Below are 20,855 nucleotides of genomic sequence, written 5' to 3' on the forward strand. Positions count from 1 at the left end.
ACAGTCATAAAGATCGTCAGCGGGCGTCACAAGCTGGGGATTTCACGGTTTCTTTGATCCGGCACCCGTCAGTTCCGGTTCCGAGGAGATCCCCCATGCCCGCACGCCGCAAGGCTGCCGCCGTCGCCGCCGTCGGTCTGGCCCCGCTCGCCCTGACCGCGTTGGCCACCGCGCCCGCGGCCGCGCACGGCTCGATGGGCGACCCGGTCAGCAGGGTCGCGCAGTGCTACGCGGAGGGTCCCGAGAGCCCGAAGTCGGCCGCGTGCCGGGCGGCGGTCGCGGCGGGAGGCACCCAGGCGCTCTACGACTGGAACGGCATCCGCATCGGCGACGCGAACGGGCGGCACCAGGAGCTGATCCCGGACGGCAGGCTGTGCAGCGCGAACAACGACGAGTTCAAGGGGCTGGACCTGGCCCGCGCCGACTGGCCGGCGACGAGCGTGCGCAGCGGGTCGTACACCTTCAAGTACCGCGTGACCGCCCCGCACAAGGGCACCTTCAAGGTGTACCTCACCAAGCAGGGCTACGACCCCGCGCAGCCGCTGGGCTGGGACGACCTGGACCTGGCGAACCCGGTCGCGTCGGCCACCGACCCGGTCGCCTCGGGCGGTTTCTACACCTTCTCCGGCACGCTCCCGGAGCGCTCCGGCAAGCAGCTCCTGTACGCCGTCTGGCAGCGCTCGGACAGCCCGGAGGCGTTCTACTCCTGCTCGGACGTGACCTTCGGGGGCGGCGCCTCCGGTGGCGCGGCGAGCGGTGCGACCCCGGCGCCGAGCGCCTCCGCTCCCTCCGAGGAGCAGATCGAGGACGGCACCGACAAGTCGACGATCGAGCACCACGGACACGGTGACGACGACGCGAGCACGTCGGCGGAGCCGGTGCGGGAGTCGGCCGCGGCGCCCGCGCCGGAGAGCAGCCTCCCGGCCAACGACGTACAGGCGGCGGGCAGTTCGCAGAACCTCGCCGAGACCGGCGCCGACCGCAGCACCTCGTATCTCGCGATGGGCGGGGCCGCCGGCCTCGCGGCCGGCGCGGCGATCCTGTTCGGCTCGGTGCGCCGGCGTGCGGTGAATCAGGTTGGACGGCAGGGCCGTTGATCCGATGAACTCCGGGGCCTGACCGGCGGCTCAGGCCGGACAGGCCCCGGCGACGCTCAACTCAGCGCCGACGCGCAGGTGGTGGGGGTGGAGTGGGCCGGGTCGAGCGCGTTGGCCACCTCGTGGAAGGCGATCCGGTCGAACAGGCCGATGGCCACGTGCTCGGAGAGGTCCAGCGGGCACAGGTCCTGGAGCAGGACGTTGTGGACGCCGGATCCGCTGAGGAACTGGCTCTGGTACGGCGTGACGACCTCGTCGTACTTGGTGGCGAGGACGGTGTACTTGACGCCGGGGACGGTGTCGCCGCCCGCGTTGAGCTTGGTGAGGAAGGCGGAGCCGACGACCTGGTCGGCCAGGGCGGGGGTGTTGGTGGTGAGGAAGTCACCGACACCCGGGAAGTACGGCAGCAGGTTGGTCAGGCCCGACAGAGTGGTGCCGTGGTTGTCGGGGGCGATGCCGACGAGGGCGTTCACCTTGGCGGCTCCGCCGAGGAACTTGAGGTAGTAGCGGGGCATCAGACCGCCCTGCGAGTGACCGACCAGGTCGGTCTCGGTGGCGCCGGTGGCGGTGAGCACCTTGTCGACGAAGGTCTTCAGCTGCTCGGCCGACTTGTCGATGGGGCCGAGGCCGTAGAACAGGGGCACGCCGGAGAGCTGGCCGTAGTCGAAGGAGAAGACGCAGTAGTCGCGGTTCTCCAGATAGGGCGCGAGGGCGAGCCAGTTGTCGACGGAGTTGGCGAAGGTGCCGTGCACGAGGACGACGGGGCGGGGATGGGCGGCGGAGGGCTTGCAGGAGTAGTCGTTCCAGCCGCTGTTGGGTGCGGTGGCCGCCTGAGCGGCTCCGGCGGCGGGGACGACGGCGACCACGGCGGTCAGGAGCAGGGCGGCGAGGGGTCTGAGCACTCGTTTCCAGGGCAGCATCGGGTGATCTCCTTGCGGCTCAAGGGAGTTGCGATGGCCGTACGCCCTGTGATCCGGATCACGAGGATGCTGTTCAATTCGAAAGTTACGGACGAGTAGTTAGCTTGTGAAGTTACGCGTCAGTAAAAACTTCCAGTGGTAACCACGTCGGATGCACCCACTGAGGAACCGTCACCAGGCTGGCCTGATGGGACCATAGGGGGCAATACGCCCCAATTGCTGGCACAACGCGCGCACTTCACCCTCCCCGATGACATCGACCCACGCCGCGACCGCCTCCGCGGCGGCCTCCTCCGCCGCCCGGGTGCAGGCCCACCCCTGCTCGGTGAGCACCACGAGCCGGGCCCGCGCGTCCTCGGGGTGCGGTCGCCGCTCGGCGTATCCCTTGCGCACGATCTCGTCGACCAGCTGACTGGCGGCCTGCTTGGTCACCCCGAGATGCCCGGCGAGCTCCGTGACCGTGGCCCCGTCCGGCGCGAGCCGCGTGAACGCGAAGCCGTGAGCGGGGCGCACGCCCTCGAATCCACGGGCGACGACCCCGTCGTTGATGCGCCGGGTCAGATCGCTCGCGGCGGAGAGCAGGGCGGCGGTCAGGAAAAGGGCTTCGGAGTTCTGCATGAGGGAACTATAGTCAAGCTACTTGTTCAAGTTGCTTGACCATCTGTCGATCGCGGAGGCCCGCATGCCCGTAGTCCGCTCGTCCGAAGCCGTCACCCACGAGATCCACGGCGCCCGTTTCGTCTCGTACGCCACTCCCCTGACCGGCAGCAGGGAGCTGTGCGCCTGGCGCGGCGAGATCCCCGCCGGGACGAAGGCACCGGCGCACACCGTCAACCGCGAGGAGATCTTCCATCTGCTCATCGGCGAACTCCTGATCACCCTCGACGACACCACCCACCGGATCACCGCGGGCGACACGGTGATCATCAACCCGGGCGCGACCCTGAGCGTCGAGAACCCGACCGCCCACACCGCTCTCACCTGGGTCACCACCTCCATCGGCCTGGAGGCGGAACTGGCCGACGGCACCCGCATCACCCCGCCGTGGGCCAACTGACCCCTGCGCGGGCTCCCCGGGGCGGCCGCCGCTACGCCGCCAGCGTCCCCGGCAGCACCGCCAGCGGTCCGAACTTCGCCCGGACCCGGTCCGCGGCCTCCTCGATCCGGCGGAGCTTCTCGTCGGTGGGGTCGAAAGTGAGCTGGTGGGAGGCCTGTTCGGCGGAGTCCAGGCCCTCGGCCCGCAGGGCGAGGGAGCGAACCCGGGCGCGCTGGAGGCCCAGCGCCTCGTACATGCCGTAGGCCGCCCTGGTCAGGGCCGCCGAGTGGGCGGTGGGTTCGCCGAGGGTGCGGCTGCGGGTGGTCGCGGTGCGGTCGGCGTAGCGGACGGTGAGGGTCAGGGTGCGGCAGACCTTGTCGAGGGCACGCAGCCTGGTGCCCAGTTCCTCGGCCGCGGAGAGCAGGGCGCGGCGGTGCCGGTCGGGGTCCAACTCGTCGCGGGTGAACGGGCGTTCGGTGGCGAGGGAGCGTGAGACGCCGTTCGGGACCACCCGGCCGCGGTCCACGCCGTTCGCCTTCTCGTGCAGCTCGCGGCCGGTCCTCGTGCCGACCAGGCGCTGAAGGGTGGCCAGGGGTGCGGCGGCGACCCGGTCCAGGGTGTCGAGGCCGTACTCGCACAGCAGACGGGCGGTCGCGGTGCCGACGCCGGGGAGCGCGACGACGGGCCGGCCGGCGAGGAAGTCCGCCACCGCGCCCTCGGGGACCACGCGGGTCAGTCCGGGCCGGGCGTCCTTCAGCGCCATGCGGGCCAGCATCGGCCCGGGTCCGGCACCGATCGCGCAGTCCACTCCGTGCAGGGCGAGGGCGCGGACCCGGATCACCGAGGCCAGTTCGACGGCGTCGCGCTTGAAGTACCGTTCGGCGCCCCGCAGATCGGCCAGCGCCCCGTCCGGTGGCAGCGCCTCGACGACCGGGGTGAACTCCTCCAGGAGGCCGAGCAGTTCGGGCAGGGCCGCCTCCCGCGTCGGCGGCAGCTGGAAACGTACGCAGAGGATGGTCATCCCGCACTCCCCGGACTCTGGTGCCACAACTTCCGTACCTGTGAAGCCTCTTGACCCGCTGGCCGCAGATCGGCCCACGGATGCAGTTCGTATCCCGTCGGCATTTGGATTCGCCGACCGCCGGTCGCGTCCCCGGCCCGCCGTCCCGACGGACCCCCGGACCGCCTTCCCGGCGCATCTCCGTCCCGCCGTTCCGGCGCATCTCCGTCCCCCCGTCCCGGCGCATCTCCGGACCGCCGTCCCGGCGGCTCTCCGCCCTGGCTTCCCGAGGGGTCCCCGGCCGGCTCTTCCGCCCGATCCCCGGTGGACTCTTCCGAGGGACCCCCGGCCCGCTCTCCCACCGGACCCACCGGATCTCCGCTCCCGTCACCGGCCCCTTCCGAACCCGGCCCCGCCCCCGGCACCGGGACCGGCTCCGCCAGCCGCCCCGCCACCGCGTCGAGGCCCTCCTCGTCCCGCAGTTCGACCAGTTCGGCGAGGTTCCAGGCGGCCGCGCCCACCACGCTGAGGCTGCGCGGTCCACGCCGCTGCACCACTCCGCGCACCAGCAGCAGCCAGGAGTGGAAGACGGTGTGCGCGCAGGCGTCGTGCGAGTCGTCGAAGAAGGCGAGGTCGACCAGGCCGGTGCCGTCGTCCAGGGTGGTGAAGATGACCCGCTTGCCGGAGCGGATCGGCGGTGTCTGGGTGGCCACCTTGGCCCCCGCGACCAGCACGGTCTCCCCGTGCCGCGCCTCCCGCAGCCGCCGCGCGCCGACCACCCCCAACTCCCGCAGGAACTCCTGGTGGTCATCCATCAGATTGCGCGAGACATCCATCGCCAGCACCCCCAGTTCGGCACTGAGCCGCTCCACGGAGGACAGGTCCGGCAGCCCGGCCGGGGCGGTCCTGCGCCCGCCGGCCAGCGGGAGCTGCCCGCCGCCCGCGCCCCGGCCGCCCCGGTGCAGTTCGGTCAAGTGCAATTGCAGATCACGCCGGTTGGCGCCGAAGGAGTCCAACGCGCCGACCTGGGCCAGCCTTTGAGCCACCGGTCGGCTCGGCCGCGCCCGCTCCCAGAAGTCCAGCAGCGAGGCGTACGGCTGCCCCTCCGCGATCCGCGCGGCCTCGCTCTCGCTGATGCCGTACACGTCGGAGAGGGCGAGCCGCAGACCCCACACCGAGGGTTTATCAGACACCAGTTCGATCCGATGAGCGACCCCCGACTCGTTCACGTCCAACGGCAGGATCGGCACCCCGCGCCGCCGCGCGTCCGCCAGCAGCAGCCGCTTCGGGTACATCCCGGGGTCGTGGGTGAGCAGCCCGGCGTAGAAAGCGGCGGGGTGGTGCGCCTTCAGCCAGGCCGACTGGTACGTGGGGACGGCGAAGGCGACCGCGTGCGCCTTGCAGAAGCCGTACGACCCGAAGGCCTCGACGATCTCCCAGGTCCGCTGAATCGTTTCCGCGCTGTATCCGTTCGCGGCCGCGTGCTGGGCGAACCAGAACCGGATCCGCCCCTGCGACTCCAGGTCGGACAGCCCGCGCCGCACCCGGTCCGCCTCACCGCGCCCGCACCCGGTCATGATGTCGACGATGTCGATGATCTGCTCGTGGAAGACGACGACCCCGTACGTCTCCTTCAGCGGCCCCTCCAGATCCCGGTGCGGATACCGGACGGGCGCCCGCCCGTGCCGCGCCTCGATGAACGGCCGCACCATGTCGGCGGCGACCGGCCCGGGCCGGAACAGCGAGATGTCGACCACGAGGTCGTCGAAGGTGGCGGGCTGGAGCCGCCCCACCAGGTCCCGCTGGCCCGGCGACTCGATCTGGAAGCACCCCAACGTCTCGGTGGACCGGATGAGTTGATACGTCGCCGGGTCGCCCGGCGCCAGCGCGTCCAGGTCGATCCGCTCGCCCGTGCCCCGCTCCACCTCCGCGACCGCGTGCGCCATCGCCGACTGCATCCGCACCCCGAGCACATCGAGCTTGAGCAGTCCGAGGTCCTCGACGTCCTCCTTGTCGAACTGCGACATGGGCAGCCCCTCGCCGCTGGTCGGCATGACCGGCGTACGCCTCAGCAGGGACGCGTCGGAGAGCAGCACCCCGCACGGGTGCATGGCGACTCCGCGCGGCAGCGCGTCGAGGGCCTCGACCAGCCCCCACAACCTGTCGTAGCGCTCCTTCTCCCCCGCGAGCGCCTTGAGCTCGGGCAGTTCCTCCAGTGCCGCGCGGACATCCCGCGCCCGGATGTGCGGGAAGGACTTGGCGATCCGGTCGATCTCGGCGGGGTCCATGGACAGGGCCGCCCCCACGTCCCGGACGGCGTGCCGCACCCGGTACGTCTCCGGCATGGCGACGGTGGCCACCCGCTCGCTGCCGAACCGCCCGATGATCGCCCGGTAGACCTCCAGCCGGCGCGCGGACTCCACGTCGATGTCGATGTCGGGCAGGACGATCCGGCGCTTGGACAGGAACCGCTCCATCAGCAGCCCGTGTTCGACGGGGTCGGCGTGCGCGATCCCGAGAAGATGATTGACCAGCGACCCCGCCCCGGAGCCGCGCGCGGCCACCCGGATCCCCATGTCCCTCACGTCATGGACGACTTGAGCGACCGTCAGGAAGTAGGAGGCGAAGCCGTGGTGGGCGATGATGTCCAGTTCGTCGTGCATCCGCTCCCAGTACGCCCCCCGGCCCGCGTACCCCTTCAGCACCATCCCCGCCGCCGCCCGGGAGGCCAGTGCCCGCTGGGCGGTACGGCGTCCCGCGCCGACGAGATGCGGCTCGGGGAAGTGGACGGTGCCGATGCCGAGGTCGTCCTCAGGGTCCACGACGCACTCGGCCGCGGTCGCCCGCGTCTGCTCCAGCAGCCGGTGCGCGGTGTCGCGCCGGAAGCCCGCGGCCTCGACGATCCGCTCGGCGGCCGCCAGCATGGCACCGGCGTCCTTGAGCCAGGCCTCGCCGGAGTCCCGTTCCTTGACGGCGCCGACGGGGACGAGCCGGCGGGCGGAGTCCAGCACGTCGGCGACCGGCCCGAGGCCCTCGTCGGCGTACCGCACGGCGTTGCTGAGCACGGGCCGGATCCGCTGTTCGGCGGCGAAACCGACGGTCCGGGCGGCCAGCCGCAGCGAGCCAGGACCGGTGCCCTTCCTGCCGTGCCAGACGGCTTCGAGGCGCAGGGCGTCACCGTAGGCCTCCCGCCAGGGAACGAGCAGCCGCGCGGCCCGGTCGGGGCGGCCGGCGGCGAGCGCACGGCCGACGTCGGAGGCGGGACCGAGCAGCACGGTCAGCCCGTCCCCCCGGTTCTCCTCCCACGGCAGCAGAGGCGGACCCTCCGCCCCCTTGCCGGAGTGCACCGCGGTGACGAGCCGGCACAGGTCGGCCCAGCCGTGGGCGCCGTCCCGGGCGAGGAAGGTGACCCGGGGAGCCGACTCGTCGACGAAGGCGCCTCCGCGCACGGGGGCGCGGCGCCGCTCCCGCCGTACGGGCTCGATCTCCTCGACGGCCAGCTCCGCCCCGAACAACGGCCGCACCCCCGCCTTGGCGCAGGCCTTCGCGAACCGGACCGACCCCGCGAGGGTGTCCCGGTCCGTGAGGGCGAGGGCGTCCATCCCCCGCTCGGAGGCGCGCTCGGCCAGGCGCTCCGGGTGCGAGGCGCCGTAGCGCAGGGAGAACCCGGAGACGGTGTGCAGATGAGTGAAGCCGGCCATCCGCACCTCCCGTATCGAACATCAGTTCCCTATCGCCTCTCCTCCACCATAGACCAAAAGTCGAACATGCGTACGACAGCGGTACGACCGTCTCCGACCTGCGGAAACGGTCGTCGGCGCGGCTGCCGGGACGGGGTCAGACGGGCCCGGCGGTGTCCGCCTCCGGGGGCTCCTCGGTGCGGTTCTCGGCCGCCACGGCCGGCTGGGAGGCGGTGGTCGTCGTGCGCTGCGCGGTCTCCAGGGCGTGCAGACGGCGCTTGATGTCGCGCAGCTCGGTCAGCAGGGTGTCGGGGCGGTTGATCCTGGTCACGGGTGCTCCTCTGGTTCAGGGGTGCCGATGGCGGGTGTCACGGTCAGCTGGACCTGTTCCTCGCCCGCGTCATTGCCCGGAGTGACCTCGATCCCGGTGATGCGCACCCCGAACCGGGTGCCCTCGGGAAAGAACACGTCCTTGATGACGACCAGGGCGTCGTCGCCGACCTGGTAGGACCCGAGGACCGGATCCAGGTCGGCCCGCACGGTCAGCTCGGGCAGGACGACGGGGGCCGAGACGGCGGCGAGGGCCGACCTGGCCTGGGAGCGCAGGAGGTCCGCGTCGGTGAGATGGACGTAGGAGACCTCGGTCTCGGTGAGCGGGCGCCCGGTGCGGTGGTCGGGCTCGGCGACCGCGACGAGCTGGCCGTTCTCGCCCTGCTCCCCGAGGGCGAAGACCCGGGTCGCGGTGGAGGCGCCGTCGGCCGGCCAGGCGTAGCCGATGAGGTTGGCGCCGTACTCCCACACGTGCGGGGTGCCCTGCCGGCCGAGCTGCGGGGTGCCGACCCGGAGCCGGCGCACGGGGCGGCCGTCGCTGCCGTACGCCATGTCGATGACGAAGTCGGGGCCGTGCTCCAGGCTGGCCAGCTCACGCAGGGCCTCGCCGGTGCTCTTGAGGTCGCTGCCGGGGTAGACAAGGGTGCGGGTGATGCCGGAGGGCGCGGTGGACTCGGGGCGCACCCCGATGTCGCCGTCGGGGTGCTCCTGGGCGAAGGCCACGAGGGCGCGGGCGATGTCGCTCTGGTCGCGGTCGGTGAAGGAGACGTGGGCGGAGGCCAGGTCGGCCGGGTCGAAGTCGGCGGGCAGGACGCGCCGGTGGTCGAAGTAGGAGAGGAAACCGGCCGCGCCGATCTCCAGGTGCTGGTCGGCGGAGGTGTACTTGACGGTCCAGACCACCCCGCCCCACACCAGCACGCCGTCCCGCTCGACATAGAGGGCCGCGCGTCCCGGTTCGGTGAGTTCACGGGGCCGGTGGACGGTGATCCTCGGGTCACCGAGGGGCAACCGAGCGCGGCACTCGCCGGCTTCGTTGAGCTCGGTGCTGAACGTGACGTCGTACAGCGGGAGTTCGTCGGTGATGACGCCGGTGGCGAGGTCGGCTGTGTAGTAGGTGTAGCGGGTCGGGGTGCGGGTCACTAGCCCACCAGCCAGGTGGTGTCGAGATAGATCAGCTGACTGGCGGGCAACTGGGTGCCCTGCGTGAACAGCACCACGGAACCGTCGGTGCGGAGCATCAGTTCGAGCCCCCGGGTCACCCCGCCCAGCGCCGTGTACCAGTGGTGCCCCGTGGTCGGGCGGAAGGCGGCCGGGACGGCGATGATCTGGATGCCGTTCGCCGAGAGGGCGACCGCGGTCTGGAGGGCGCCGCGCAGATGGACGACGGAACCGACCCGGCGTACGGACGGAGTCTCGTTGTTGTAGACGGTCCAGTTGGGCAGCAGCGGGAGCGTGACCCAGCCGGTGTCGTCGTTGACCGCCCGCCAGCCCGCCGAACTGTCGTACCACTCCAGGTGGTTGGTGTCCCAGCGGTGGATGTACATGCCGGAGTAGGGGTACGTGGGGCGGCCGCCCTCGCCCCAGACCCGCAGGATGCCACCGGCCGCGGCGGTCCAGGGGCGCAGGTCGTCGAGGTCGGTGGCGGTGACGGAGGAGGCGTTCTTCGCGACCCTGATCCGGGCGAGCGGGATGAAGTCACCGCTCACCGCGGGGTCGACGGGGGTGGCGGCGGCGGTTCCCTTCACGAGTTCCACGGTCATGCCGGTGGTGGCGTCGCCGTACTGCGCGTCGCGCTGCCGGGCCACCACCAGGTCGTTGCGCGGGTTGCTGGAGTCGGCCGGGTTGGTGCCGAGGACGTCGAGGGTCTTCTGCTGGCCGAGGGTGACCAGGTAGGCGCCGGCGGCGCTGGCCCGGGTCCCCTGGATCACGCCCTGGAAGGGGGCGACGGTGACCTTGCCGGAGACGGTGGCGGTGGCCTGGACCCGCCCGGGATCCCCGGTGGCGGGCCGGACACCGCTGCGGGCCTGCACCGGGCTCGGCCCGGGCGCGGCGAACACGCCGGTGGCCAGCCGGGCGTCCTCGGCGTCGACGACCCCGCCGGAGATCCAGCCGGAGTCGCGTTCTGGGGTGGGCGTGCTCATGGGGATGCCTCTTCCGATCGGGACGTCACGGGACGGGGAACGCGATCACACGCAGGCCGGTGTAGTGCGCGGCGGGCGAGAACACGCTCGCGGTACCGGTCGTCATCCCACCGCCCCGCGCGACGAGCTGCGTCAGCACGAGCGGTGTCGCGGCGGGCAGCAGCCAGTGCCCCTGGGCGATGCTGGTGGTGATCCCCGTGGGGCCGCCGTGGAAGCAGGCGAGGGACACGGGCGTCCCGTCCTGCATGCGCACCACGTGGTCCCAGCGCTCGTTCGCCCCCGAGGTCTGCGCGGTCAACTGCCCGGTGACCAGGAGCATGCGGGGGTACGGCGCCACGGGCACGGTCACCTGGTTGAAGGTGTACCCGGTGGCCCCCGCCGAGCCGGTGCCCAGCGGCCAGCCCGGGTCCGCCGGCCCGAAGAACTGCACCGACCCCGTGACCGCGGGACGCCAGTTGGTGCCGACGCGGACCAGGTCGAGGCCGGTCTCGAGGTCGTACAGCCGCTGTCCGGCGTAGCCGTCGGCCGGGAGCGACTCGTAGCTCTGCAACGGCAGTACTCCGCCGGTGGCCGCGGTGAACACCCGCAGGTCCTTGATGTCCGTCTGGGTGACGGACCCCGCGTTCGGCCGCACGGTGATCTGGGCGAGCGGCAGGTAGTCGCCGGTGAGCCTCGGCGGGGCCGGCGTCGGCGCGGGCGCCCCGGCCTCCACCTGCACCACCATGCCGTCGCTCGCGTCGCCGTACTGCCGGTCGGTCTGCCGGGCCACGACGAGGGCGATCCGGGCGTACGACGAGTGGGCCGGGGCGTCGGTGAGCACGTCGAGGCGCTTCAGCTGGCCGAGCGTGATCAGGTACGCGCCCGCGTACGGCGCACGGGTGCCCTGCACGACCCCCTGGAAGGGCCGGATCTGCACGAAGCGCGAGGGGGTCGCCTCCGCCTCGACACCGCCGGGGTTGCCGGGACCGGGTTTGATGCCCGTGCGGGCGGCGATCGGATTGCCGGGGTCTGCCGCCGCCGAGGCGAGCACGCCGGTGGCGAGCCGGGCGTCCTCGGCGTCGACGACACCGCCGGAGAGCCATCCGGAGTCGCGCTCGAAGTCTTTCATGCGGGTGCGTTCCTTCTGGTAGCTGAGGGCGGGCGGGGTCAGAGCCAGGCGTCGCGCCACTCCGCGGTCAGCCGGGCGGCCGAGGCGTAGTCACGGGCGCGGAAGAGCACGGGCGTCGCGCCCGGCAGCAGCGGGAACCAGTCCGAACCGGGCAGCAGCGTGGCCCGGCGGGAGGCCGTGCCCTGGAGCAGGACCGAGCGCGCGTCGGTGTCGATGAGGAGGAACTCGCCTTCCTGGAGGGTGAGTTCGAAGGCGAGTTCCTCACCGGTCGCGGTGTTGCTGATCACCGGCTGGACGCAGGGCCCGAGAATCCGCCAGACCGGCCAGGTGGGGACGGTGCCCTTGTTCTCCAGCAGCAGCCGGCCGCCGGAGGATCCGGACCCGAAGTCCAGGGGGAAGGAGAGCGGGAAGGAGACTCCGCCGCTGGAGGAGGGCAGCGGACAGGTGCTGGTGTTCAGCCCGTACGAGTAGCGCAGCGGGTCCGGCGCGGTCATGGTCAGGGAGAACTCGAAGACCCCGGACTTGCGGTCGGCGATCTTCGTCTCGGCGGTGAGCCGGACCAACGCCCGCCGGACGCGGTGCGGTTCGGTGACGACGAGCGGCGACAGCGTGCTGCCGTCGGCGAGTACGGCTGCCAGCCGGTCCTTCGCCTCTTCGCGTACGGCGCGTTCGGGGGCGATGGCCATGCCCTCCAGGGTGATCACGCGGGGGCCCCGGTAGGAGGGGGCGTCGAACGCGCCGTGCCGCTCGGGGCGGTCGGTCAGGGTGAGCCGGACCGGCGGGGTGGCGGCCCAGCCCTGTTCGCTGGTGACCCACCACTCGACGCCGTCGTCGTCGACGGTGTTGCCGGCCCAGCCGTCCACCTCGAACACCGGCTGCTGGAGCGGGCGGCCGCTCATCGCTTGGCCGCCCAGGCGAGTTCGCGGGCGGTGATCCGGCCGATCTCGTACTCGGACTGGCCGGGGCGGGGGTGGACGTTGACGGTGACGGGGGCGCCGGCCGCGGCGGCTCCGGCCCGGGGTGCCGCCCCGGCGGCGACTCCGGCGAGGCTGTAACCGGGTCCGATGACGCTGCGCGCGGTGGCGGTGGCGAGCCGGCCGGCGGCGCCCGCGACCCGGTTCCCGGCGCCCTCCATGCCGAGGGCGAGCCCTTCGCCGACGTCACCGCCGAATCCCATCATCACCTTGGACGGGGACGCGATGCCGAGGATGCTGCGGATGGGTCCGGGGATGGTGTTGACGATGAAGTTCTTCACGGTGTTGAGGAGCGCCGAGGCCGAGTTCTTGATGCCGTTGATGAGGCCCTGGACGAGGTCGCCGCCCAAGTGCATGAGTTTGTCGGGTAGTTCGGCGAAGAAGCCCCAGATCTTCCCGGGCACTCCTCGCAGGAAGTCGACAACGGCGTTCCACTTGTCGACGATCCAGTCCCGCACCGACCCGACCGCGTCCTTGATCCGGTCCCAGTGCTTGACGATCGCGAGCACGGCGATCCCGACGGGTCCGGTGAGGATGGCGACGAGCAGCGGCCAGTTGGCCTTGAGCCAGTTGACGACGTTCTTCCCGGCGTCGATCAGCCAGTTGATGGCGACCGACGCTCCCTTCATGACCGTGCCCACCACCTGCCCGATGACCTTGAACGCCGCCTGCATGACGGCCTGCACGGTCTTGGACTGCATCGCCATGTCGATGAGCTTGGTGATGAGCGGCATGACGAGGGCGAGGATGGCACCGAGGATGTTGGCCTTCATGGCGGTGTTGAGCCCGCGCTGGGCGGTGGTGGCGGTACGCAGCCCCTGACTGAACCGCGAGAACAGCCCACCCCCCGAAGCCGCACTCCGCCCCGCCCGCTGCACATCGGCGGCGGCCCGGGTGGCGGCGGTCCGCACCTGGTTCAGCGCGGCGCTCGCCTGCCCGGCCCCGGTCCGAAGCCGCACGGTGGCGGTGCCGGCCTGGGTCGCCGCGCTCCGCAGCCGATCGACCGAAGCGCCGGCCCCGGTGACGGCGGTCCGCATCCGCGTGACGGCACCGCCGGTGCTGGTGGCCGCGGTGCGCATCTGATTCAGCGCCCGGGTGACCGATACGAGTGACGTCTGCATGGTGGGTTGGCTCCGTCGCTGTCGCCGTTGGGGTCTTTGGGGTGCGGGCAGGTGAGCGGCTATCTGCGCAGGGCCTGTTCCAGACCGTTGAGATGGTGGTGAAGGCTCTCGATGGCACGGCTCGCACCCGTGGCGCCCCGCTCCAGCGCGCCAATCCGCTGCATTCCCGTCCCGACCTCTTTGTCCAGCTTGCGGACGAGCGTCCGGCCCTTCTCGACCTCGTGGTCCAGCGCCTTCACTTTCCCGAGCGCCTCATTGGTCTTGGTACGCAGAACCTTGCTGCGGTCGTCCGCGTTGTGCGCGACCTCGCTGACCTTGCCGACTCTGGTGGTGAGTTTGGATATCCGCTCGTGCAGCACCTGGTCGTCGGCCAGCAGCTTCTTCTGAATGCCCACGACCTTGACCCGAAGATCGGTGACCAGGCGCTCCACCTGCCGGTCACCGGCACTCTGGGCCCGCCGGATGTCCCCCGCATCACGGACCAGGTCCGTCTTCACTTTCTGCACCAGGTCCTTGATGCTCACGGCCTCGACACTCAGGACGTGCAACCGACGATCCTGCTCCTTGTCCCGCGCCTCCTGGACGCGGCCTTCAATGATCTTGTTGATGTCGAAGACCGTGGCTTCGTGCTTGACCAGGCCGTACTCGGCCTGCACTCCGAAAACGCTGAGAGCGGCGGCGTTGGCTTCGGCCTTCGCTCCGGTGATCTCCGCCTTCGCACCGGTGACCGGTACGTTGTCGGCCAGCCACTTGGCATCCACGACCTTCCGCACGGCGTCCTGGAAGGACCTGGACGTCGCGTACTCGTAGATCCACGGAGGAATGGCTCCGGTGGACTCCGAAGGGGCCAAGGTATGCCTCCTTTCACATGGGCGAACTCAGGAAGGCCACGATCTCGGCCGGTGTCGCGGAGCGTTCCTCACGCGTGGTCCGCGGGGACTGGGCGACCCCGGCCGCTCCGGACGGCCGCGGCACCGCCTCCGGATAGTCCGCCGGCTCCGCGTCCTCGTCCCGATGCACCGTCGCGAACATCCAGTTCGCCACGGCGAGATGGTCGACGACCGCCGCGAGCAGGTGGTCCGTGACCGACCAGTCCGCCTGCTCGCCGTGGACCGCCCGGGCGAAGGACGAGTCCGCGGGCAGGTGTTCGACCAGGACCCGCAGACGGCGCGAGGAGAGGCGCCCCCGGTGCCAGTCGAGGAGGTCGACCCCGTAGTGGCGGAGCAGATCCGCCTCCAGAGCCTCGGCGTGCTCATCGACCAGCGCGCCGAGGCTCAGCCTTCCCCCAGCGACATACCGGTGTCGTTGCCGTACGCCTCCAGGATCGCGGAGACGTCCTGGACACTTGTGTCGTACTTGCAGAACCGCTCGAACTGCTCCGCCCCGAGCAGCAGCGCCAGCAGCCCGTCGATGTCGTTGTCGTCCAGCTCGGCGATCTGCTTGGCGATACTGCGCGGGAACTCGGTGGGCAGTCGGAACACATCCCCGTCCACCTCGAACTCCCAGTTCTTCCCGACCGCTTCGAGACGCTGGGCACGGGCGGCGTTGACGTTGAAGGGTGCCATGTCGGTGGAGCTCCTTGCTGCGAGAGGTACGAAAGGGTCAGGCCGCGCTGAAGCTCGGGTCCTTCATCAGGAAGGTCGCCAGCGGGGCACCGTCCACCGTGGCCAGCGCGGTGAAGGTGACGCCGAGCTTCACGGGCGCGGTACGGACGAGAGCGAGTTCCTCCGTCTCGGTCACCTGACCGCGGGCGACGATCATGCGGTACTTGACCTCGTCGCCGTCGCTGAACTCCAGCCCGAGCATCCGCTCGTCGAACTTCGGCTCGGCCGCCAGCTCGTACTTGTAGAGACCGGACCCGGTCGCCGTCTCCTTGACCTGCCCGCCGCCGAAGAAGAACGGCAGGGTGTCCTCGTTCAGCTGGAGGAGCTGGAACTTGAAGCTGAGATCGCGGTCGGAGTAGACGAACCTCGCCGAGCTGACGCTCTGCCAGGTGTCCACGGGGTCCAGCTTGTCCTTCTTGGAGATCTTGACCCCGTCGGTGGTGGTGTAGCCGAGGTCCTTCCAGCCGGCGCCCCAGGCGGCGGCGGTGTCGGCGGGCGGTGCGGTGGCGAGCGGGGCGATGAGGACACGGCCACTGCCCGCGACCCGGATCTCCTTGGCGTTCGTTCCGGCCATCACTGCTCCTTGCTGGGAGATGGACATGAGGTGCTGGTGTGGGAGTACGGCGAAGCCGAGCCGGTGGTACGGCGAAGCCGAGCGTTGGGTACGACGAAGCCCAGCCCGTGACACGGCCGTTCAGGCCGGGCGGACCACCAGGCGGGTGGTCGAGACATAGCGGTTGGCACTGGCGTGCCGGTAGTCGGGCAGCCAGCGCGGCCCGTCCTCCTCGACGACGTCCACGACGGTCGCCCCGCCGTGCCGCACGCCCCGGAGCTGGAGCATCAGGGAACGCGCCACGAGGGAGACGGTGTGGGCCGCGGCCTTGGAGGGGCCGTACACCTCCAGGTCGACCAGCGGATTGTCGAGCCGGGGATCCTCCGCCCAGGCACCGCCCATCCGGGAGACCAGTACGGCGCGCTGCGAGCCGTCGAACCCGGCGGGCGGTGCGACGTCGACGACCACACCCGAGAGCTCGCTGCGGTCCTTGAGCAGGTCGACGACCAGCTGCTCCACGTCCGGGAAGGTGATGTAGGGCTCACTCATCGGAGTGGGCGGAGCCGTCGGAGTCCTCACGAGCCTCCGCGGGGCGCGCGATGACACCGAGCAGTTCCCGCGCGGCCGGGTCGTCGACATCCACGACGTCACCGGGCTCGTGCCCGTTCCACCAATAGGTCAACTGGATCTTCTGCACAGCGTTTCCCCCGAAACGTTTGGCTGTGAAGGCACCTGACCGGAGATCAACTTCCTTTGGTCAAAGGGAAGTTGCGCCCCAGGAACCGCAAATGTAACGGCCGTCCCAAGCGCAGCGTGAGCAACTTGCGGTCTCGAACGGATAACGATGACAGGAGATGCGAAAGCCCCGCCCCCGCACAGGGGGACGGGACTTCACACACCAACGGACCGAAGCGTCAGCCGATCGACGCCCCCGTCGCCGACAGCGCCTCCGTCACCGGCTGGAAGAACGTCTCCCCGCCGGAGGTGCAGTCTCCGCTGCCACCGGACGTCAGCCCGATCGCGCTGCTCCCCGAGAACAGCGACCCCCCGCTGTCCCCCGGCTCCGCGCAGACATCCGTCTGGATCAGCCCGTTCACGATGTCCCCGTTGCCGTAGTTCACGGTCGCGTCCAGCCCCGTGACCGTGCCGGAGTGCACCTGTGTCGTGGACCCGCTCCGCGTCACCGACTGCCCGACCGTCGCCGACGCGGCCCCCGTGATCGCCTGCGCGGACCCGTTGTAGAGGTCCACCTCACTGGGGTGATCGACATCCGCCGTGTACTTCACCAGGCCGTAGTCGTCACCGGGGAAGCTCGACGCCGCGTTGGTCCCGATCACCTTCCCGCCGGCGTCCGACCACGTCGAGATGGCCTCGGTGCAGTGGCCCGCGGTGAGGAAGTACGGCTCCCCGCCCTTGACCACGTTGAACCCCAGCGAGCACCGCCCACCCGATCCGCTGATCGCGTCACCACCGGCGATGAAGGGCTTGAACTCCCCCTCGGTCCGCTGGAGTTCGGCTACCGACCCCAGCCCGTCGACCACCTTCGTGAGCTTGGCCCACTCGGCGGAGGACACCGTACGGTCGGCGGTGACGACGACCTTGTTGGTCGTGGGGTCGGTCACCCAGGACGTCCCCGGGATGGTCGCGTCGCTCACGAGGGTCGTCCGCGCGCTCTTCAGCTCGGCGAGCGAGTGGGCCACGATTCTCGCCGAGGCCCCGGCCGCCGACACGGTCCGCGCCGCGTCCTCGTCGAGGACGTTCACCACGAGACTCCTGGTCTTCGCGTCATAGAACGTCCCGGCCGCGTCCGCGCCGAGGTCCGCCCCGAGCGTCGAGGCGAGCTTTCCGGCCGCGAGGGCCGAGAGGGTCTTGACCTCGGGCGGGGCCGGCGTCTCGCTGGCGTTCGCAGTCTGCAAGGTGACTCCGGCCGCGACCAGCGCGGCAACACCCGCGCCCGCCACCACGATTCGCCGCCTGGGTATACGTCGGTGCTTCAACTCGCGTCCTCCTGTGGGGGGTCGGTCCGCGGCATGTGGGGAGCTCACGGACCGGAAGGCTGGTTGACGAGCGACCACTCTTCCGAACCCCGCAGGGGGCGCACAAGGTTGACTTCCGGACGCGCGTAGAACGCGATTGCACGCCCCTTCCGATTTGACAGTGCACAGTCACGCCAGGCGCATTCACAGAGCAAACACACCACACACGCGATTCCTCACGACCGGGCGAGGTCTAGTCCTGTCCTGAATCCGCCCCTCCGGAGGCGGCATCCAGCCGAGACGGAGGAGACGGAAGTTGCTCCTGCACCGGTTGCTGCACTCCCGATCGCTCCACCGGCTGCTGAACCGCCGGCCCCACCGGCTGCTGAACAACCGCAGGTCCCCCGCCAACCCCCTGCTGCGCCTTCTCCAGGAACCGCAGCAACTCCACCGGGAACGGCAGCACCAGCGTCGAGTTCTTCTCCGCCGCCACCGCCACCACCGTCTGAAGCAGCCGCAGTTGCAGCGCGGCCGGCTGCTCGGACATCTCCTTGGCCGCCTCGGCCAGCTTCTTCGACGCCTGGAGCTCCGCGTCCGCGTTGATGACCCGGGCCCGCCGCTCCCGGTCAGCCTCGGCCTGCCGGGCCATGGACCGCTTCATCGTCTCGGGCAGGGAGACGTCCTTGATCTCGACGCGGTCGATGGTCACCCCCCACTCCACCGCGGGACTGTCGATCATCAACTCCAGTCCCTGGTTGAGCTTTTCGCGGTCGGACAGCAGATCGTCGAGCTCGCTCTTGCCGATGATGGAGCGCAACGACGTCTGCGCCATCTGCGAGACCGCGAACCGGTAGTCCTCCACCCGCACGACCGCCTCGGCCGGCCCGGTCACCTTGAAGTAGACGACGGCGTCCACCCGCACGGTGACGTTGTCCCGGGTGATGCCCTCCTGCGCGGGCACCGGCATGGTCACGATCTGCATGTTGACCTTCCGGAGCTTGTCGATGCCCGGAACGATCATGGTGAACCCGGGCCCGCGCACCTCCGGCCGCAGCCTGCCGAGGCGGAAGACCACGCCCCGTTCGTACTGTTTGACGACCCGCGCGGCCGCCATCGCGTACACCGCTCCGGCGGACGCGAGCGCCACGCCCGCCGCAACCAGCTCCTCGACCATCGCGACCCCCAGGGTCCGAACCAGGTGCTCAAGGTGTGTACTTCGACGGTAACTCCGGCATGTACACAAAGGGGAGACGGAGGACGCAGGTGGCCCACGGCATACGGACACAGGACGGCCGCACACTGACCGTCGAGGAGCACGGCGACCCGGACGGCACTCCGGTGGTCCTGCTGCACAGCACCCCGGGCTGCCGCCTCGGGGTCGTGCCCGAGGACGTGCTGACCGCGCACCCGCGCACCCGGTTCCTCTCCTACGACCGTCCCGGCTACGGCGACTCGGACCGGCTGCCCGGCCGCCGCGTGGCCGACGCCGCCCGGGACGTGCGGGACCTGGCCGACGCGCTCGGGCTCGGCCGTTTCTCGGTGCTCGGCCTCTTCGGCGGTGCCCCGCACGCGCTGGCCTGCGCCGCACTGCTGCCCTCCCGGGTGCGGCGGGCAGCGGCTCTGGCCTCACCGGCGCCACCGGACGCGCGGGACCTGAGCTGGTTCGACGGCATGGCCGGCTCCGGCGTCGAGGAGTTCACCCTGGCGCTCACCGACCCGCTCGCCTTCGCCGAGCGGCTCGCCGCCCGCGCCGCCGACGTCCGCCGCGACCCCGCCCAGCTGCTGGTCTCGCTGCGCGACGGACTCACCGAATCCGACCGGCGGATCCTGTCCACCCCGGCGGTGAGTGAGCAGCTGCTGCGGGGCTACCGAGAGGCGCTGCGCGGGTCGTCGTACGGCTGGCTCGACGACACCCTCGCGCTGCTCAGCAACTGGGGCTTCGACCCGGGGACCGTCACCCGGCCCGTCCTGCTGTGGCACGGCGCCCGGGACACCCTCTCCCCGGTCGGCCACTTCAAGTGGCTCGCGCACCACATCCCGCGCGCCCGCCCCGTCCTGGAGCAGGACGCCGGCCACTTCGGCGCCCTGGAGGCGCTGCCCGCCGTACTGGACTGGCTCCGGCCCGCCGAGTCGTGACGGGGCCGGATCCGACAGTGAGCCCCCGCACGGCCATCGCGTGCGGGGGCTCACCGGGTGCCTGCTACCGGTGTTCCAGGGCCTAGAAGACGCTGACGCCGTACGCGCTCAGGGCCTCGGTGACCGGCTGGAAGAAGGTCGTGCCGCCGGAGGAGCAGTTGCCGCTGCCGCCGGAGGTCAGACCGTAGGCGATACCGCTGTTCGAGTAGAGCGGGCCGCCGGAGTCGCCGGGCTCGGCGCAGACCGTGGTCTGGATCATGCCGTAGACGACGTCACCGCCGCCGTAGTTGACGGTCGCGTTCAGCGCGGTGACCCGGCCGCTGTGGGTACCGGTGGTGGAGCCGCGCCGGTAGACCGTCGTGCCCACGGAGGGCGTGGCGGCGCTGGTGATGTCGACGCTGCCGACGGTGCCGGAGATCGAGGAGACCGGGTAGCTCGACGAGTAGCGGACGATGCCGTAGTCGTTGGTCGGGAAGCTGGACCCGGCCGTCGAACCGAGGGTCGTGGTGTGCCCGGAGTTGGACCACCAGGTGCCCGCGCCGTCGGTGCAGTGACCGGCGGTCAGGAAGTAGTAGGTGCTGCCGCTGCGCACGTTGAAGCCGAGGGAGCAGCGCCAGCTACTCGCATAGATGGCGTCGCCGCCGGAGATCAGCTTGTTGAACTTGCCCGGCGTCCGCTTGATCGTGAGCGCGTCGGCGTTGCTGCCGGCCTGCTCCTTGATCTTGGCGATCTCGGCCTGCGAGACCGTGCTGTCGACGGTGACGACGACACGGTTGCCGTTGACGGCCCAGGCGGTGCCCGGGATGTCGGCCTTGAGCACCGAGTTGCTGGCGCTCTTGAGTTCGGCGGTGCTGAAGGGGGTCGCAGCGGTCGCGTTCGCGCTGGGGACCGCGATGGCGGCCGCGGCCACGAGGCCGGTGGTACCGGCGATCAGCCGGGTGCGTCTCGTGATGCCGCTGCGGGGGGTGGTGCGCTTGATCCTCACGTTTCGTTCCCTCCCAGGGGAATTCGGGGGCCCGCGTGGGGTCGGGGCCCGTGAGGCGCAGTCGGAGGCACGTCCGTCCGGGTTTCGAACACGCCGTGCCCCTGACAAGCGCTGAGGGGGAGTATTCGGCCGAACGACCGGTCGCCGCAAGGGCGCCTTTCGGCCGCCAAGCTTTGAACCACCTTTGCGATCCG

Annotated in this window: 22 protein-coding genes; 3 read left to right on the forward strand and 19 right to left on the reverse strand. The window is 71.0% G+C overall.

Features of this window, described 5'->3' with window-relative positions:
- The first annotated feature begins 95 nt into the window (after nt 1-95).
- The gene (locus tag ACFULQ_RS12340; RefSeq protein ID WP_383541843.1) at nt 96-1,097 is read left to right on the forward strand and encodes a lytic polysaccharide monooxygenase; all 1,002 of its coding nucleotides are present in this window, start codon (nt 96-98) and stop codon (nt 1,095-1,097) included.
- Between the two features lie 56 nt (nt 1,098-1,153).
- On the opposite strand, the gene ACFULQ_RS12345 is transcribed toward ACFULQ_RS12340, so the two are convergent.
- Nucleotides 1,154-2,017 carry an esterase/lipase family protein gene (locus ACFULQ_RS12345; protein ID WP_383541845.1) on the reverse strand — a complete coding sequence of 288 codons (864 nt, stop codon included), beginning with the start codon at nt 2,015-2,017 and terminating at the stop codon, nt 1,154-1,156.
- 171 nt (nt 2,018-2,188) lie between these two features.
- Nucleotides 2,189-2,635 carry a MarR family winged helix-turn-helix transcriptional regulator gene (locus ACFULQ_RS12350; RefSeq protein WP_383541848.1) on the reverse strand — a complete coding sequence of 149 codons (447 nt, stop codon included), beginning with the start codon at nt 2,633-2,635 and terminating at the stop codon, nt 2,189-2,191.
- 64 nt (nt 2,636-2,699) lie between these two features.
- Here ACFULQ_RS12350 and ACFULQ_RS12355 point away from each other — a divergent pair, with 64 nt between their 5' ends.
- Nucleotides 2,700-3,074 (forward strand): cupin domain-containing protein, encoded by a 375-nt coding sequence (locus tag ACFULQ_RS12355; RefSeq protein ID WP_383541911.1) that lies wholly within the window; start codon nt 2,700-2,702, stop codon nt 3,072-3,074.
- Nucleotides 3,075-3,105: 31 nt separating this feature from the next.
- On the opposite strand, the gene ACFULQ_RS12360 is transcribed toward ACFULQ_RS12355, so the two are convergent.
- The 16 genes from ACFULQ_RS12360 to ACFULQ_RS12435 form a co-directional block, all read right to left on the reverse strand.
- Nucleotides 3,106-4,074 (reverse strand): hypothetical protein, encoded by a 969-nt coding sequence (locus tag ACFULQ_RS12360; RefSeq protein ID WP_383541850.1) that lies wholly within the window; start codon nt 4,072-4,074, stop codon nt 3,106-3,108.
- The gene (gene dnaE / locus ACFULQ_RS12365; RefSeq protein WP_383541853.1) at nt 4,071-7,754 is read right to left on the reverse strand and encodes a DNA polymerase III subunit alpha; all 3,684 of its coding nucleotides are present in this window, start codon (nt 7,752-7,754) and stop codon (nt 4,071-4,073) included. The genes ACFULQ_RS12360 and dnaE overlap by 4 nt, the downstream gene beginning before the upstream one ends.
- A 136-nt stretch (nt 7,755-7,890) precedes the next feature.
- Nucleotides 7,891-8,064, reverse strand: coding sequence for a hypothetical protein (locus tag ACFULQ_RS12370; protein ID WP_383541856.1), 174 nt, complete (start codon nt 8,062-8,064; stop codon nt 7,891-7,893).
- Nucleotides 8,061-9,203 carry a hypothetical protein gene (locus ACFULQ_RS12375; protein ID WP_383541858.1) on the reverse strand — a complete coding sequence of 381 codons (1,143 nt, stop codon included), beginning with the start codon at nt 9,201-9,203 and terminating at the stop codon, nt 8,061-8,063. Before ACFULQ_RS12375 ends, ACFULQ_RS12370 begins: the two co-directional genes overlap by 4 nt.
- Nucleotides 9,203-10,204: a hypothetical protein gene (locus ACFULQ_RS12380; RefSeq protein ID WP_383541860.1), complete on the reverse strand. Its 1,002-nt coding sequence runs from the start codon at nt 10,202-10,204 to the stop codon at nt 9,203-9,205. Before ACFULQ_RS12380 ends, ACFULQ_RS12375 begins: the two co-directional genes overlap by 1 nt.
- A gap of 25 nt (nt 10,205-10,229) precedes the next feature.
- The gene (locus tag ACFULQ_RS12385; protein WP_383541862.1) at nt 10,230-11,312 is read right to left on the reverse strand and encodes a hypothetical protein; all 1,083 of its coding nucleotides are present in this window, start codon (nt 11,310-11,312) and stop codon (nt 10,230-10,232) included.
- A gap of 38 nt (nt 11,313-11,350) precedes the next feature.
- On the reverse strand, nt 11,351-12,211 hold the full coding sequence (locus ACFULQ_RS12390) for a phage distal tail protein (protein WP_383541864.1): 861 nt from the start codon (nt 12,209-12,211) through the stop codon (nt 11,351-11,353).
- On the reverse strand, nt 12,208-13,407 hold the full coding sequence (locus ACFULQ_RS12395) for a hypothetical protein (RefSeq protein ID WP_383541867.1): 1,200 nt from the start codon (nt 13,405-13,407) through the stop codon (nt 12,208-12,210). Before ACFULQ_RS12395 ends, ACFULQ_RS12390 begins: the two co-directional genes overlap by 4 nt.
- Nucleotides 13,408-13,466: 59 nt before the next feature.
- On the reverse strand, nt 13,467-14,180 hold the full coding sequence (locus ACFULQ_RS12400; RefSeq protein ID WP_383541869.1) for a hypothetical protein: 714 nt from the start codon (nt 14,178-14,180) through the stop codon (nt 13,467-13,469).
- Nucleotides 14,181-14,271: 91 nt separating this feature from the next.
- On the reverse strand, nt 14,272-14,634 hold the full coding sequence (locus ACFULQ_RS12405) for a hypothetical protein (protein WP_383541914.1): 363 nt from the start codon (nt 14,632-14,634) through the stop codon (nt 14,272-14,274).
- Nucleotides 14,635-14,681: 47 nt separating this feature from the next.
- Nucleotides 14,682-14,972: a hypothetical protein gene (locus ACFULQ_RS12410; RefSeq protein ID WP_359433020.1), complete on the reverse strand. Its 291-nt coding sequence runs from the start codon at nt 14,970-14,972 to the stop codon at nt 14,682-14,684.
- A gap of 37 nt (nt 14,973-15,009) precedes the next feature.
- Complete coding sequence (locus ACFULQ_RS12415) at nt 15,010-15,585, reverse strand: phage tail protein (protein WP_356592961.1); 576 nt, start codon at nt 15,583-15,585, stop codon at nt 15,010-15,012.
- A 120-nt stretch (nt 15,586-15,705) separates the two neighbouring features.
- Nucleotides 15,706-16,113 carry a hypothetical protein gene (locus ACFULQ_RS12420; protein ID WP_141204196.1) on the reverse strand — a complete coding sequence of 136 codons (408 nt, stop codon included), beginning with the start codon at nt 16,111-16,113 and terminating at the stop codon, nt 15,706-15,708.
- Nucleotides 16,106-16,261, reverse strand: coding sequence for a hypothetical protein (locus ACFULQ_RS12425; RefSeq protein ID WP_383541872.1), 156 nt, complete (start codon nt 16,259-16,261; stop codon nt 16,106-16,108). The genes ACFULQ_RS12420 and ACFULQ_RS12425 overlap by 8 nt, the downstream gene beginning before the upstream one ends.
- Nucleotides 16,262-16,478: 217 nt before the next feature.
- Nucleotides 16,479-17,561, reverse strand: coding sequence for a S1 family peptidase (locus ACFULQ_RS12430; RefSeq protein WP_383541874.1), 1,083 nt, complete (start codon nt 17,559-17,561; stop codon nt 16,479-16,481).
- 232 nt (nt 17,562-17,793) lie between these two features.
- Nucleotides 17,794-18,714, reverse strand: coding sequence for a slipin family protein (locus ACFULQ_RS12435; RefSeq protein WP_383541877.1), 921 nt, complete (start codon nt 18,712-18,714; stop codon nt 17,794-17,796).
- An 89-nt stretch (nt 18,715-18,803) separates the two neighbouring features.
- Between ACFULQ_RS12435 and ACFULQ_RS12440 the strand changes: the two genes are divergently transcribed.
- Nucleotides 18,804-19,676 (forward strand): alpha/beta fold hydrolase, encoded by an 873-nt coding sequence (locus tag ACFULQ_RS12440; protein ID WP_383541879.1) that lies wholly within the window; start codon nt 18,804-18,806, stop codon nt 19,674-19,676.
- A gap of 82 nt (nt 19,677-19,758) precedes the next feature.
- Here ACFULQ_RS12440 and ACFULQ_RS12445 read toward each other — a convergent pair whose 3' ends face one another.
- Nucleotides 19,759-20,661, reverse strand: a complete 903-nt coding sequence (locus tag ACFULQ_RS12445) for a S1 family peptidase (protein WP_383541881.1) — start codon at nt 20,659-20,661, stop codon at nt 19,759-19,761.
- Nucleotides 20,662-20,855 lie beyond the last annotated feature (194 nt).

It is taken from the genome of Streptomyces sp. NPDC057253, from assembly GCF_042669125.1.
Classification (GTDB): domain Bacteria; phylum Actinomycetota; class Actinomycetes; order Streptomycetales; family Streptomycetaceae; genus Streptomyces.